At 61.8% G+C, this 15,237-nt stretch carries 5 protein-coding genes, 2 tRNA genes, 2 rRNA genes, 1 pseudogene and 2 riboswitches; of the genes and pseudogenes, 8 read left to right on the top strand and 2 right to left on the bottom strand.

The window, feature by feature from the left end:
* Positions 1-38: 38 nt before the first annotated feature.
* Positions 39-776, bottom strand: a pseudogene (cobA, locus tag OKW26_RS12565) (uroporphyrinogen-III C-methyltransferase); the annotation flags it as partial.
* Between the two features lie 195 nt (positions 777-971).
* Positions 972-1,231: riboswitch (cobalamin riboswitch) on the bottom strand.
* An 80-nt stretch (positions 1,232-1,311) separates the two neighbouring features.
* A riboswitch (cobalamin riboswitch) is annotated at positions 1,312-1,589 on the top strand.
* A 202-nt stretch (positions 1,590-1,791) separates the two neighbouring features.
* Between cobA and cobW the strand changes: the two are divergent.
* Genes cobW through OKW26_RS12545 form a run of 4 tightly spaced genes read left to right on the top strand, consistent with a single transcriptional unit; the run spans position 1,792 to position 8,484 of the window.
* Positions 1,792-2,883 (top strand): cobalamin biosynthesis protein CobW, encoded by a 1,092-nt coding sequence (gene cobW, locus OKW26_RS12560; RefSeq protein WP_429353811.1) that lies wholly within the window; start codon positions 1,792-1,794, stop codon positions 2,881-2,883.
* 14 nt (positions 2,884-2,897) lie between these two features.
* A complete protein-coding gene (gene cobN, locus OKW26_RS12555; RefSeq protein ID WP_429353810.1) occupies positions 2,898-6,716 on the top strand; it encodes a cobaltochelatase subunit CobN in 3,819 nt (1,272 codons plus the stop codon).
* The gene (locus OKW26_RS12550) at positions 6,713-7,813 is read left to right on the top strand and encodes an ATP-binding protein (RefSeq protein ID WP_429353809.1); all 1,101 of its coding nucleotides are present in this window, start codon (positions 6,713-6,715) and stop codon (positions 7,811-7,813) included. Before cobN ends, OKW26_RS12550 begins: the two co-directional genes overlap by 4 nt.
* 56 nt (positions 7,814-7,869) lie before the next feature.
* Positions 7,870-8,484: a vWA domain-containing protein gene (locus OKW26_RS12545; protein ID WP_429353808.1), complete on the top strand. Its 615-nt coding sequence runs from the start codon at positions 7,870-7,872 to the stop codon at positions 8,482-8,484.
* Positions 8,485-8,551: 67 nt separating this feature from the next.
* Here OKW26_RS12545 and OKW26_RS12540 read toward each other — a convergent pair whose 3' ends face one another.
* A complete protein-coding gene (locus OKW26_RS12540) occupies positions 8,552-9,496 on the bottom strand; it encodes a flagellar brake protein (RefSeq protein ID WP_429353807.1) in 945 nt (314 codons plus the stop codon).
* A gap of 575 nt (positions 9,497-10,071) precedes the next feature.
* Between OKW26_RS12540 and OKW26_RS12535 the strand changes: the two genes are divergently transcribed.
* The 4 genes from OKW26_RS12535 to OKW26_RS12520 all read left to right on the top strand — a co-directional run bounded on the left by OKW26_RS12535 (position 10,072) and on the right by OKW26_RS12520 (position 15,113).
* A 16S ribosomal RNA gene (locus OKW26_RS12535) occupies positions 10,072-11,604 on the top strand.
* Positions 11,605-11,679: 75 nt separating this feature from the next.
* Positions 11,680-11,756, top strand: a tRNA-Ile gene (locus OKW26_RS12530).
* Positions 11,757-11,809: 53 nt separating this feature from the next.
* Positions 11,810-11,885: transfer RNA gene (locus tag OKW26_RS12525), tRNA-Ala, on the top strand.
* Positions 11,886-12,231: 346 nt separating this feature from the next.
* Positions 12,232-15,113, top strand: a 23S ribosomal RNA gene (locus tag OKW26_RS12520).
* The 16S and 23S rRNA genes sit together here with 2 tRNA genes alongside, the layout of an rRNA operon.
* Positions 15,114-15,237 lie beyond the last annotated feature (124 nt).

Here is a 15,237-nt window from a genome sequence, read left to right as displayed (position 1 = left end):
TGTCGTGTCGCGCTCGCTGCCAGTTCGTGAGCAACGCCGGCGTCGCGTTTGGCCGCATCACGCGCCAGTGCGAGCGACGCCACACCGCCGATCACGACGATCGCCGGCGAGCCGAGCCCCGCGCGCGCCACCGCCTCGGCGAACTCGCGAAGCGGCGCGAGCACATGACGATGCTCAGGCCGCGTCGCCGACTCGATCGCCGCGCACGGCGTGTCGGCGGACATGCCGGCCGCGAGCAATGCGCGGGCGATCTCGCCGAGCCGGCGCATGCCCATGTAGATCACCAGCGTCATGCGCGTCGCAGCGAGCGCGGCCCAGTCCGGTTCGCCACTGCCGGCGCCGTGGCCGGTGACGAACACGACGCCCTGCGCGAGATCACGATGCGTGACCGCGATACCGAGCGCCGCGGGCGCCGCGATGCCGGCCGTGATGCCGTTGATCACGTCGACTTCGATACCCGCGGCCTGTAGCGCCTGCAACTCTTCGCCGCCGCGGCCGAACACGAACGGATCGCCGCCCTTGAGCCGCGCGACGCTGCGCCCCGCGCGCAGATGCCCGAGCATTTGCGCGACGATGTCGGCTTGCGGCGTCGACGGATGGCCGCCGCGCTTGCCGACGTACACGACTTGCGCGTCGGTGCGCGCGAACTGCAGCACGTCGGGATTCACCAGATCGTCGACGAGCACGACATCGGCCTGCGCGAGCGCACGGGTGGCCTTCAGCGTGATCAGTTCGACGTCGCCGGGACCGGCGCCGATCAGCCAGGCGCGCGTCATCGCGGCGTGCATGGCGCGCGCCATGCGGTGATGGAAGAAGAGAAGCGGCGTGCGACAGCGCGCGCGGCGGTGAATATAGAGGTCATGCGCAACTGCGAATCCGGGCACGCGCGATGCCGCGCTGCTACGCCTTCACATCCGTTCCCCGCGGATTCCGGCGGCCGGCGGCGCCACGTGATGCACGGATGCAATGCGGCACCGCCTCCGCGTCTGGCCGGTATCCGGGCTGGCGGCCTCATGCGCTTCGCCTTCCCGTCCCGGTTTGTGGATTCGCGGGACAGTGGCATCAAAAAACGCATGCGCGGCACGTCGGAATCGAAGGCGAATCGAATCGCGCGCCGCAGGTCGCTTACCGTTGCGGGGACAGCACAGGTTGAACGCGCGAGGCGCTGCCTGTTTCCCGTTTAACTGCACACGCGAGCGCATGTGCGGGCACCAAACGCGCGCATACGATAGCACATGGCGCCTTGCCGGATAAGCCTCGGCGGCGCTTTCCGGCTCTGTGCGTTGCTTGACTGCGCAACGCCGCGGGCCTACACTCGCACGCACTTTGGGTGCTCGCGTGCGCGCTCGTGCGCATGCAGTTAAACGGGAAACAGGGAGCCACCTGCTCTGGAGCGGCTAACCTGTGCTGTCCCCGCAACGGTAAGCGAAAAGCGGTTCCGGCTTGATAGCCGGGCACCGCAGTGCCGGCTTCGATGTCCTCGCGCAAGCTCGCGTGGACATTTCACCACTGGACGAGAAACCACTCGGCCGGGAAGGGGAAGCGGCGCTTTCGCCAGCCCGGATACCGGCCCAAAGAAGCAGAACGACCGCCGCGGGGATGCGGCGGCGCGTTCATGACCTCAGTTCCGCTTTCTGTATTTCCGTTGTCGCGGCAATGCCGTCGTTCGTCCCCGTGTCTGGTGATCGCTGGTACTGCTGCGCGTGCTTCATTCGCTCCATTCGCCAGCCGACGCGGACCCACGCGCGGACTTTCCGGCATACCGATCAACGCCAAGGGATGGACCTCACGATGCAAACTCAATTGCGCAAGATCCCCGTCACGATCGTCACGGGCTTTCTCGGCAGCGGCAAAACCACGCTGCTGCGGCACATTCTTCAGCATGCGGGCGGCAAGCGCATTGCGGTGATCGTCAACGAGTTCGGCGAGCTCGGCATCGACGGCGAAATCCTCAGGGGCTGCGGCATCGGTTGCGATGAAAACGGCGTCGAGACCGAAGGGCAATTGTATGAACTCGCGAACGGTTGTTTGTGCTGCACAGTGCAGGAAGAATTTTTCCCGGTGATGGAAAAGCTCGCGGAGCGCCGCGATGAACTCGATCACGTGCTGATCGAAACGTCGGGGCTCGCGTTGCCGAAGCCGCTCGTGCAGGCGTTCAACTGGCCGCAGATCCGCAATGGCTTCACGGTCGACGCGGTGGTGACGGTGGTGGACGGCCCGGCCGCCGCGAGCGGCCAGTTCGCCGATAACCCGCTCGCCGTCGATGCACAGCGCAAGGCCGATCCGAATCTCGATCACGAGTCGCCGCTACACGAGCTGTTCGAAGACCAGTTGTCGGCGGCCGATCTGGTGATTCTGAACAAGACCGATCTGATCGACGACGCGCGGCAGCACGAGGTCGAAGCCGCGATCCGCGCGGAGATTCCGCCGCAGGTGAAGATCGTGCGCGCGCAGCAGGGGCGGCTCGACCTGCATACGCTGCTGGGCCTCGAAGCGGCGTCGGAAGAGACGATCCACCTGCGTCATGACCACCACGGTTCCGCCGACGACCCCAATCACCACCACGATGAATTCGATTCGGTCGTCGTGCAGGCATCCGTACCGTCGCGCGACGCGGCCCTCGCCGCCTTGCAGACGCTCGTCGAAACCCACACGATTTACCGTGTCAAAGGCTTCGCGGCACTGCAGGGCGCGGCGATGCGTCTCGTGATCCAGGGCGTGGGCCGGCGCTTCGACAGCTACTTCGACCGGCGCTGGCAAGCGGGTGAAAATGGCGACGGCGCGTTGAGCCGCTTCGTGCTGATCGGCGCAGACCTCGACCAGCACGCGCTGCAACAGGCGTTCGACGCGGCGCTCGGCGCGACGTCGAACGCGACGGCATAAACGGGCGCACCAGCATGCATCTGCTGCGCACGACGCCGGGCGGCTTCGTCGACGATACGCAGGGCGTGATCCGCATCGATCAGCAGCCCGCCGAGATCGTCGTGCTCAGTTCCGCCGACACCACGCTGTCGCTGCTCGCGAGCGTAGTGCCGCGTCTCGGCGACGGCTTTCCGAGCGTGCGGCTCGCGAACGTCACGTATCTGCGTCAGCCTGCCTCGGTCGACTTCTATCTGGACGACGTGTTGCAGCATGCGCGCGTGGTCGTCGTCGATCATCTCGGCGGCGAAACGTATTGGCCGTACGGCATCGAGCAGGTGGTCGCGCTCGCGCAGCGCAAACAGCAAACACTCGCGATGTTTTCCGGCGATCTGCAGGAAGACCCGAACCTGCTCGCGCGCAGCACCGCGAGCGCCGAGTTGTGTCAGCAGCTGTGGCGCTATCTGCGCGAGGGCGGTCCGCAGAACGCCGAGGCGTTTTTGCGCTGCATCGCGTATCGCGCGCTCGACTGGGGGCGCGAACCCGATCCGCCGCGCGCGTTGCCGGCCGCGTCGCTGTATCACCCCGAGCGCGATACCCCCATCGTCGCCGACTGGCAGGCGCGTTGGCGGCAAGACGCGCCGGTCGTCGCGATTCTGTTCTACAAGGCGCATCTGCAGGCCGCCAATACCGCGGTGTTCGATGCGCTGATCGACGCGCTCGAAGCGCAAGGGCTCAATCCGCTGCCGCTCGCGATCACGTCGCTGAAGGATGCGGTGAGCCGCGATGTCGTGCAGTCGCTGTGCGCGCAACATGGTGTCGCGCTCGTGCTGAACACGACCGCGTTCGCCGCTTCCGCGATCGACGACCCGGAGCCGCTCGCGCTCGCCGGCGACGCGCCGGTGTTTCAGGTGATCCTGAGCGGCGGCAATCGCGAAGACTGGCTGAAGGACAACCACGGCCTCAATTCGCGCGACATCGCGATGCATATCGCGCTGCCCGAAGTGGACGGGCGCATCATCACGCGCGCGATCAGCTTCAAGGGGCTCGCGTATCGCTGTGCGCATACGCAGGTCGACGTGGTCCGCTATCAGCCCGACCTCGAACGGGTGGGCTTTCTCGCCGAGCTGAGCCGGCGCTGGTGCCGTTTGCGTTCGCTCGATAACGCCGACAAGAAAGTCGCGTTGATTCTCGCCAACTATCCGATGAGCGAAGGGCGCATCGGCAATGGCGTCGGGCTCGATACGCCGGCGTCGGTGGTCGGCATTCTGTCGATGCTGCGCGATGAAGGTTATCGTGTCGGCGAACTACCCGAAAACGGCGACGCGTTGTTGAACAGGCTGACCGAAGGCGTGACCAACGATCCGGTCGTACGCGATCTGCGTCCGGCCCTGCAAAGCCTCGCACTCGACGACTATCTCGCGCATTTCAACGCGTTGCCGGCGAGCGTGCGCGACGCGTTGAACGCTCGCTGGGGCAAGCCCGAGCAGGACCCCACGCTGCGGCGCGGCCGCTTCATGATCGCCGGCTGGCGCTGCGGCCAGGTGTTCGTCGGCATTCAGCCTGCGCGTTCGCGCGAGCACGGCGACTACGCGAGCTATCACGATGCGGAGCTCGTACCGCCGCACGCATACCTCGCGTTCTATTTCTGGCTGCGCCATCAGTTCGGCATCGACGCGGTCGTGCACGTCGGCAAGCACGGCAACCTGGAATGGCTGCCGGGCAAAAGCGTCGCCTTGAGCGACGCGTGCTGGCCCGATCTGATTCTCGGACCGATGCCGCATCTGTATCCGTTCATCGTCAACGATCCGGGCGAGGGCAGCCAGGCGAAGCGGCGCGCGCAGGCGGTGATCATCGATCATCTGATGCCACCGCTTACACGCGCCGAAAACTATGGGCCGCTGCAGGACCTCGAACGCCAGGTCGACGAATACTACGAAGCATTGATGGTCGATTCGCGTCGCGCGAAGCTCTTGCGTCGCACGATTCTGACGACGATCGTCGAGCATCGGTTGCACGAAGAGCTGAGTCTCGCGGCGCCGAACCGACAGGACGATGAAGACGCGCTGCTCACTCGCGTCGATGCGTGGCTGTGCGAGCTGAAGGAAGCGCAGATTCGCGATGGCCTGCATACGTTCGGGCAGTCGCCGCGCGGCGTGCAGCGGCGCGACACGCTGCTCGCGCTCGGGCGCTTTCCGGTCGGCGATGGGCAGGGCGGCAAGGCGGGGCTCGTCGACGCGCTGGCGCGCGATCTGCGCATCGATCATCGGTTCGACCCGTTGACGGTGGATTGGGCCGCCGCATGGGACGGTCCGCAACCCGAGGTATTGCAGCGGGTCAGCGATGCGCCGTGGCGACATTACGGCGATACGCGCGAGCGGTTGGAATTGCTCGCGGGCGAGCTGTTGCGCGGCGTCTGCGGTGTCGATTGCGATGATGCGGATCGTTCGCAGGCCGTCCCCGTAGCTGACGAAAGTCTGCCGCAAGCGGCACAGGTGATCGCACGCCTGCGCGACGACGTGCTGCCGCGTCTCGACGCCTGCGGCCCGCAGGAAATGACGCAGCTAAAGCGCGGCCTCGAAGGACGTTTCGTGCCGCCAGGTCCGAGCGGTTCGCCGTCGCGCGGTCGGCCCGACGTGCTGCCAACCGGCCGCAACTTCTATTCGGTCGACACGCGCGCGGTGCCGACGCAAGCCGCGTGGGCACTCGGCCTGAAATCGGCGCAGCAACTGATCGAGCGGCATCTGCAGGAGCACGGCGATTATCCCCGCGCGATCGGCCTGTCGGTCTGGGGCACCGCGACGATGCGCACCGGCGGCGACGATATCGCGCAGGCGCTCGCGCTGCTCGGCGTGCGGCCGAAATGGGCGCCAGGCAGCCACCGTGTGACGGACTTCGAGATCATGCCGATCGACGCGTTCGATCGGCCGCGTATCGACGTCACGTTGCGCGTATCCGGTTTCTTTCGCGATGCGTTCGCGAACGTGATGCATCTGTTCGATGCGGCCGTGCAAGCGGTTGCCGAACTCGACGAGCCCGCGGAGCTGAATCCGATTCGCGCGCGCGTGCAGCGCGAACGCGATGCGTTGATCGCGCGCGGCATGGACCCGGTCGAAGCGCGCAAGCGCGCCGGCTGGCGCGTGTTCAGCGCGCGGCCGGGCACGTACGGCGCGGGTCTGCAGCAGATGATCGACTCGCGCCAATGGCAGACCGACGCCGATCTCGCGAACGCGTATCAGGCATGGGGCGGATATGCGTACGCGCAGAAGAGCGCGGGCGAGGAGGCGCATCAAGCGTTTGGCACGCGCCTCGCAGTGATGGACCTCGTGCTGCAGAACCAGGACAACCGCGAGCACGACGTGCTCGATTCGAACGACTACTACCAGTTTCAGGGCGGCATGGTCGCGGCGGTGCGGCATCTGGCAGGTCGGCAGCCGCGCGTCTATCACGCGGATCACAGCAATCCGGCCGCGCCGCGCGTGCGGACGTTGCAGGAGGAGATCGCGCGCGTGATCCGCTCGCGCGTGGTCAATCCGAAATGGCTCGACGGCGTGAAGCGCCACGGCTACAAGGGCGCGGCCGAGATCGCCGCGACCGTCGATTATCTGTATGGCTACGACGCGACCGCGCGCGTGATCGCAGATCATCAATACGCGCTCGTCGCCGATGCTTATCTGAATGACGCCGATACGCGCGCGTTCATGCAACGGCACAATCCGCATGCGCTGCATTCGATCTGCGAGCGTTTGCTCGAGGCGATGCAGCGGGGGCTGTGGCAGCAGCCGGGTGACTATCGCGCGCAGGTGGAAACGCATCTGCTTGCGAGCGAACAGCAGATCGAAGGAAGACAAACATGAATGGAGCGATGCGAGGAGCGGGCGACGCAGGTAGCTCCGCCTGTGTATCGGGTACGGCGGCGCGGCCCGTTTTTCCGTTTGCGGCGCTGATCGGCCAGGCCTCGTTGCAGCAGGCGCTGGTGCTCGCGGCGATCGACCCGGGCTTGGGCGGCGTATTGATCAGCGGACCGCGTGGCACCGCGAAGTCGACTGCCGCGCGCGCGCTTGCGGAACTGCTGCCGGAGGGAGAGCTCGTGAATCTGCCGCTTGGCGCGAGCGAGGATCGTCTGATCGGCACGCTCGATATCGAAAGCGTGCTGCGCGACGGCTCGGTGCGCTTCTCGCCGGGGCTGCTCGCGAAGGCGCATCGCGGCGTGCTGTACGTCGACGAAGTCAATCTGCTGCCCGATGCGCTCGTCGATGCGTTGCTCGATGCGGCGGCGAGCGGCGTGAATACCGTCGAACGCGATGGCGTGTCGCATAGTCATGACGCGAGCTTCGTGCTGATCGGCACGATGAATCCCGAAGAGGGCGAGTTGCGGCCGCAATTGATCGACCGCTTCGGTCTGATGGTGGAGTTGCAGAACGCGTTCGAGCCGCAGGTGCGGCAGGCGATCGTCAAAGCGCGGTTCGCGTTCGATCTCGATCCCGCTGGGTTTCGTACCGTCTACGCGGAGCAGCAGGCTTCATACGTGCAGCGAATTCGCTCGGCGCGTGCGGCGCTGCCGCTGCTGTCGTTCGATGACGCCGTCCATGCGCGCGTGAGCGCGCTATGCATCGACGCGGCCGTCGACGGTTTGCGCGCCGACCTCGTGATGCTGCGCGCGGCGCGCGCGCTGGCCGCATTCGAACGGGCAGGTGCGGTGACGGTGCGGCATGTGGAGCGCGTTGCCGATCCGGTGCTGCTTCATCGGCGGCGTCAGCATGATTCGCAACATGCGAATCAGCGCCGGCCAGAAAGCGAGGCGCCGACACGGGACGTCGCTGCGGGTGCGTCTGGCGATACGGCTGGATCCACGACACCTTCCGCCGACTCCGACTGGGGCTACCTGCCGCCCGAGCCGACGGCGGCTTTGCCTGTCAAAGGCGTCATTGCGCTCGACGCAAAAAAACGCTGAGCCATCGGAAAGGCGCCGCCGCTGACTCGCGCAGCGGTTTTCGATGGCGACGAGGCGTGGGGGCGGATTCGCGCCACACGTCGCGCGGCGAACCGGGCAGGCGCATTGCATGGCCACCGACGCTCGCCGCGATGCGCGAGCACACGCTGCGTCGTGAGCATCTGCGCTTCGTACGGGAAGTGCCGCGTGGCGGTGTGCTGCATTGTTTCGTGCTCGATTGCTCCGGGTCGATGCTGGCGGGCCAACGCCTCGCGTTGGCGAAGGGTCTACTGACTGCCTTGTTCGACCGTGCGAGTGGAATGCGCGCCGAGGCTGCGCTGATCTGCTTCGGCGGTGCGGGAGCGGATGTGCGCTTCGGCCCGGCCGTGCCGCGCTGGTGGAACGAGCGATGGCTCGCGCCCGTGGGCGGAGGCGGCGGTTCGCCGCTCGCGTCGGGCGTGCGCCGCGCCGCGCAACTGCTCGAACGCTGCGCGCGGCGACGGCCGGCCCAGCAGCGCTGGTTATGGATTCTGACCGACGGCCGCACGAGCGACGAACCCGCGCGGCCGGCCGACGTCGATGAAGTCGTGTTCGTCGATTTCGAGCGTGGTGCGATACGGCTCGGTCGTTGCGAGGTGCTCGCCAATGCCTGGGGAGCGCGGCGGTTGACGCCGGAAGAGTTGCTCGGCTGATCGATGTGTGCGCAGCGAGGTCGACGCTGCTGTGTCCGCACGCGCGTTGCTTTTGTGGCCGTACCGCTTATTTCAGTCCGTTGGACCAGTGCTGAACATCCTCCTGACGATCGAACACGAACACCTTCATCGCCATCTGTTGAACGGAATCGAGTTGATCCAGTTCGAGCCCATGCATGGACGGCTCGCCAGGCGTTTTGCCCTTCTGAACGTTGCGGATCACCGCCGTCGTCTCGATCTGTGAATCGTATTCGGCCGACTTCAGCCGGAACGCGATGCGCAGTCGCTCGCCGACTTCGCCCAGTGTCCATGACGCACTCAACGACATGCCGAGCGCGCTGATGCCCTTGGCGAGTCCAAGGCCTTCGTAAGTGTCACCGCTCCCACCGATGCCAAACCGCACGGGCAGGTGCGCATGGACGCGGATCGATTTGCGCTCACGGAGCCGGCGGACCATACCGGGCCTCGACAACACGGCATAGTCGAACGGCACGCGGCAGACCGCTTCGACCGTGCAGACGAAACGGAACACGGCCTGACTCGCGATCGCGACGACCTCGACGTTCTCGCCGGGCGTGAGCGGCAGCGGTTGGCCCTGCAGCATCGGCGGCGTGACGAACAGCGCATGATTCGGCGCGAAACCGATGATGCCGCAAGGTTGCATCGGCGCGCCGCTGCCGGGTTGCGAACGCATGCCGATCAATGTGCCGATCTCGAGGTGCATGTCCTTCAGCGTCAACTCACCGGCGTGGTCAGGCTGGGCGGTTGGCGCCGGCGGTTGTTGTGCGCCGAGGTCGAACAGGTCGCCGCGTTGCGGGCGGAAGTGTTGAAACAGAAAGGCGCGCTCGTCGGTGGTCGCGAGCGTCGTCGCGCTTGCGAAGAGCAGCGTGCCGTCGGCATCGACGATCGGCCATGGGAGCGGCGTGCCTACCGGCACCGTACCAGGCTCGAGCATCGGGGATGCCGCGGCGGGCTGGGTGTCCTCGACGTGTGCGTCGACGAGATTGTCCATAGTCGGCAGCTAATTTAAGTGGCGGGATGATCTGATTGACGGCGGGGAAGGGTAGAACTTTAATTTGGGGAGCGTTGGTGAGTTCGAGTCGTGCTCGGACTACTTTGTTTTGTCGGTATTGGGACTTCGGCGGGTTGAATCGGATGACTAACTATTTCCGCTGATTTTCGGTCTGGCCAGAGTTGACTCTTTTTTAGGGCTGGCGGCAATGCGATGGAGATGGCAGTCTTTGCTCACAAAGAAATTCGCAGAAGGGTATTGACGTGTTGTCGACCGCTCTCCATAATCTCGTTTCTCTGCTGCAGACGCAGCGACGCAAACGAAGCGGTGCCGGGTAGTGGTGGTTCAGGCGCGGCGGGTTTGGCGGACCGATCTTTAAAAACTAACAGTCGATAAGTGTGGGCGCTTGATGCGGAATGCGGCGGCGGATTCTCCGGAATCTGCTGTCAGGCAGAAGTATCAGAAGCCTCACACAGTATTGGAGGAAGGTTTGTCTGTCGAAAGACGGATCAATCATCGTCAGTACGTTGAGTGAGCGACCGGGTTCGAGAGAGCCCGAACACAGTAACAGGTTTGAACTGAAGAGTTTGATCCTGGCTCAGATTGAACGCTGGCGGCATGCCTTACACATGCAAGTCGAACGGCAGCACGGACTTCGGTCTGGTGGCGAGTGGCGAACGGGTGAGTAATACATCGGAACGTGTCCTGGAGTGGGGGATAGCCCGGCGAAAGCCGGATTAATACCGCATACGCTCGGGAGAGGAAAGCGGGGGATCTTTCGGGACCTCGCGCTCAAGGGGCGGCCGATGGCAGATTAGGTAGTTGGTGGGGTAAAGGCCTACCAAGCCGACGATCTGTAGCTGGTCTGAGAGGACGACCAGCCACACTGGGACTGAGACACGGCCCAGACTCCTACGGGAGGCAGCAGTGGGGAATTTTGGACAATGGGCGCAAGCCTGATCCAGCAATGCCGCGTGTGTGAAGAAGGCCTTCGGGTTGTAAAGCACTTTTGTCCGGAAAGAAAACCTCGTGGCTAATATCCGTGAGGGATGACGGTACCGGAAGAATAAGCACCGGCTAACTACGTGCCAGCAGCCGCGGTAATACGTAGGGTGCGAGCGTTAATCGGAATTACTGGGCGTAAAGCGTGCGCAGGCGGTGCTGTAAGACCGATGTGAAATCCCCGGGCTTAACCTGGGAACTGCATTGGTGACTGCAGCGCTGGAGTATGGCAGAGGGGGGTGGAATTCCACGTGTAGCAGTGAAATGCGTAGAGATGTGGAGGAACACCGATGGCGAAGGCAGCCCCCTGGGCCAATACTGACGCTCATGCACGAAAGCGTGGGGAGCAAACAGGATTAGATACCCTGGTAGTCCACGCCCTAAACGATGTCAACTGGTTGTCGGGCCTTCATTGGCTTGGTAACGTAGCTAACGCGTGAAGTTGACCGCCTGGGGAGTACGGTCGCAAGATTAAAACTCAAAGGAATTGACGGGGACCCGCACAAGCGGTGGATGATGTGGATTAATTCGATGCAACGCGAAAAACCTTACCTACCCTTGACATGTATGGAATCCTGCCGAGAGGCGGGAGTGCCCGAAAGGGAGCCATAACACAGGTGCTGCATGGCTGTCGTCAGCTCGTGTCGTGAGATGTTGGGTTAAGTCCCGCAACGAGCGCAACCCTTGTCCCTAGTTGCTACGCAAGAGCACTCCAGGGAGACTGCCGGTGACAAACCGGAGGAAGGTGGGGATGACGTCAAGTCCTCATGGCCCTTATGGGTAGGGCTTCACACGTCATACAATGGTCGGAACAGAGGGTTGCCAAGCCGCGAGGTGGAGCCAATCCCAGAAAACCGATCGTAGTCCGGATCGCACTCTGCAACTCGGGTGCGTGAAGCTGGAATCGCTAGTAATCGCGGATCAGCATGCCGCGGTGAATACGTTCCCGGGTCTTGTACACACCGCCCGTCACACCATGGGAGTGGGTTTTACCAGAAGTGGCTAGTCTAACCGCAAGGAGGACGGTCACCACGGTAGGATTCATGACTGGGGTGAAGTCGTAACAAGGTAGCCGTATCGGAAGGTGCGGCTGGATCACCTCCTTTCCAGAGCTGTGCATTCATTGCACTCAAGTGCTCACGCTTATCGGCTGTGGTTAGAAGAAACGCAGACAGGCTCAGGGGTCTGTAGCTCAGCCGGTTAGAGCACCGTCTTGATAAGGCGGGGGTCGATGGTTCGAATCCATCCAGACCCACCAGTGTCTTGTCTGGTGAGCTGAAGGGCTGGGGCCGCTGGAGTATCTGTGGGACTGGGGGATTAGCTCAGCTGGGAGAGCACCTGCTTTGCAAGCAGGGGGTCGTCGGTTCGATCCCGTCATCCTCCACCAATCCTCAATGCGCAGGGTTCTGCATGAAGGCAGAGCGTTGCGCATTGGCGATTGAGCCAGTCAGAGCGGTATGAGGCACAGGCTTCATACCGGCTGCCGTTCTTTAACAATCAGGAAGAAGTAGTAAAGAGATTCACGAAAGCATACCTGGAGATGGGTGTGTGAGTAGGTGAATCAGGGTTGTGATTGTATCGATGTATTTTAAAGGTGATCGAGAGATCGCTTTGGAATACGGCGCAACACGAATACTCAACCTGTAGCGAGTGCGTCTATCCCCTCCGGGGATGGGACCCACGTAAGCGCTAAAGCGCTAACGTGGGTCGACACAGAGACACACCCGTTATAGGGTCAAGCGAACAAGTGCATGTGGTGGATGCCTTGGCGATCACAGGCGATGAAGGACGCGGTAGCCTGCGAAAAGCTCCGGGGAGCTGGCAAACGAGCATTGATCCGGAGATGTCCGAATGGGGAAACCCACTCCTAATGGAGTATCCGTAGCTGAATCCATAGGCTGCGTGAGGCGAACGCGGTGAACTGAAACATCTAAGTAACCGCAGGAAAAGAAATCAACCGAGATTCCCAGAGTAGTGGCGAGCGAAATGGGATCAGCCGGTACACGTTATCTGTATTGTTAGTCGAACGCTCTGGAAAGTGCGGCCATAGCAGGTGATAGCCCTGTAGACGAAAACAGCATGGAAGAACTGGGTGTACGAGAAGTAGGGCGGGACACGTGAAATCCTGTCTGAAGATGGGGGGACCATCCTCCAAGGCTAAATACTCGTGATCGACCGATAGTGAACCAGTACCGTGAGGGAAAGGCGAAAAGAACCCCGGGAGGGGAGTGAAACAGATCCTGAAACCGCATGCATACAAACAGTCGGAGCCTCTGCGAAGGGGTGACGGCGTACCTTTTGTATAATGGGTCAGCGACTTACATTCAGTGGCGAGCTTAACCGATTAGGGCAGGCGTAGCGAAAGCGAGTCCGAACAGGGCGTCCAGTCGCTGGGTGTAGACCCGAAACCAGGTGATCTATCCATGGCCAGGTTGAAGGCACGGTAACACGTGCTGGAGGACCGAACCCACTAACGTTGAAAAGTTAGGGGATGAGCTGTGGATAGGGGTGAAAGGCTAAACAAACCTGGAAATAGCTGGTTCTCTCCGAAAACTATTTAGGTAGTGCCTCGTGTCTCACCTTCGGGGGTAGAGCACTGTCATGGTTGTGGGGTCCATTGCGGATTACTACGCCATAGCAAACTCCGAATACCGAAGAGTGCAATCACGGGAGACAGACATCGGGTGCTAACGTCCGGTGTCAAGAGGGAAACAACCCAGACCGCCAGCTAAGGTCCCCAAATATGGCTAAGTGGGAAACGAAGTGGGAAGGCTAAAACAGTCAGGAGGTTGGCTTAGAAGCAGCCACCCTTTAAAGAAAGCGTAATAGCTCACTGATCGAGTCGTCCTGCGCGGAAGATGTAACGGGGCTAAGCCATATACCGAAGCTGCGGATGCACAGTAATGTGCATGGTAGGAGAGCGTTCCGTAAGCCTGCGAAGGTGCACTGGAAAGTGTGCTGGAGGTATCGGAAGTGCGAATGCTGACATGAGTAGCGATAAAGGGGGTGAAAGGCCCCCTCGCCGTAAGCCCAAGGTTTCCTACGCAACGTTCATCGGCGTAGGGTGAGTCGGCCCCTAAGGCGAGGCAGAAATGCGTAGCTGATGGGAAGCAGATTAATATTTCTGCACCATTGTGAAATGCGATGGGGGGACGGATCGCGGAAGGTTGTCCGGGTGTTGGAAGTCCCGGTCCTTGCATTGGAGAAGGCGCTTTGGCAAATCCGGGCGCAGAATTCAAGGGTGCGAGGCGAGCCACTTCGGTGGCGAAGCAACTGGAAGGGGTTCCAGGAAAAGCCTCTAAGCTTCAGTTTCACAGTGACCGTACCGCAAACCGACACAGGTGGGCGAGATGAGTATTCTAAGGCGCTTGAGAGAACTCGGGAGAAGGAACTCGGCAAATTGGTACCGTAACTTCGGGATAAGGTACGCCCTCATAGCCTGACTGGCCTGCGCCAGAAGGGTGAAAGGGTTGCAATAAACTGGTGGCTGCGACTGTTTAATAAAAACACAGCACTCTGCAAACACGAAAGTGGACGTATAGGGTGTGACGCCTGCCCGGTGCCGGAAGATTAAATGATGGGGTGCAAGCTCCTGATTGAAGTCCCGGTAAACGGCGGCCGTAACTATAACGGTCCTAAGGTAGCGAAATTCCTTGTCGGGTAAGTTCCGACCTGCACGAATGGCGTAACGATGGCCACACTGTCTCCTCCCGAGACTCAGCGAAGTTGAAGTGTTTGTGATGATGCAATCTCCCCGCGGCTAGACGGAAAGACCCCATGAACCTTTACTGCAGCTTTGCATTGGACTTTGAACCGGTCTGTGTAGGATAGGTGGGAGGCTATGAAGTTGGGACGCCAGTCTCAATGGAGCCGTCCTTGAAATACCACCCTGATCTGTTTGAGGTTCTAACCTTGGCCCGTGATCCGGGTCGGGGACAGTGCATGGTAGGCAGTTTGACTGGGGCGGTCTCCTCCCAAAGTGTAACGGAGGAGTACGAAGGTACGCTAGGTACGGTCGGAAATCGTGCTGATAGTGCAATGGCATAAGCGTGCTTGACTGTGAGACTGACAAGTCGAACAGGTGCGAAAGCAGGTCATAGTGATCCGGTGGTTCTGTATGGAAGGGCCATCGCTCAACGGATAAAAGGTACTCTGGGGATAACAGGCTGATACCGCCCAAGAGTTCATATCGACGGCGGTGTTTGGCACCTCGATGTCGGCTCATCTCATCCTGGGGCTGTAGCCGGTCCCAAGGGTATGGCTGTTCGCCATTTAAAGAGGTACGTGAGCTGGGTTTAAAACGTCGTGAGACAGTTTGGTCCCTATCTGCCGTGGGCGCTGGATATTTGAAGGGGGCTGCTCCTAGTACGAGAGGACCGGAGTGGACGAACCTCTGGTGTACCGGTTGTCACGCCAGTGGCATCGCCGGGTAGCTATGTTCGGAAGAGATAACCGCTGAAAGCATCTAAGCGGGAAACTCGCCTTAAGATGAGATATCCCCGGGGCTTCGAGCCCCTTGAAGGGTCGTTCAAGACCAGGACGTTGATAGGTCAGGTGTGCACGTACAGTAATGTACTGAGCTAACTGATACTAATTGCCCGTAAGGCTTGATCCTATAACAGGTGTGTCTCGACCCGCGGTAGTGCTTCAGCACTTACGCGGGTCCGATCCCCGAAGGGGATTGGTGTGAACTCCCGCGGGAGCTCACAGAAACGCCCGGTTGGGATTCAGTGTTGTGC

Origin of the sequence: Paraburkholderia sp. 32, assembly GCF_050435345.1 — a bacterium.
Lineage (GTDB): Bacteria > Pseudomonadota > Gammaproteobacteria > Burkholderiales > Burkholderiaceae > Paraburkholderia > Paraburkholderia tuberum.
This window is presented reverse-complemented; position numbering and strand designations above follow the sequence as displayed.

Coding starts and splice junctions, on each gene's coding strand:
- cobW (WP_429353811.1), top strand. CDS start 1,792: ATGCAAACTCAATTGCGCAAGATCCCCGTCACGATCGTCACGGGCTTT.
- cobN (WP_429353810.1), top strand. CDS start 2,898: ATGCATCTGCTGCGCACGACGCCGGGCGGCTTCGTCGACGATACGCAG.
- OKW26_RS12550 (WP_429353809.1), top strand. CDS start 6,713: ATGAATGGAGCGATGCGAGGAGCGGGCGACGCAGGTAGCTCCGCCTGT.
- OKW26_RS12540 (WP_429353807.1), bottom strand. CDS start 9,496: ATGGACAATCTCGTCGACGCACACGTCGAGGACACCCAGCCCGCCGCG.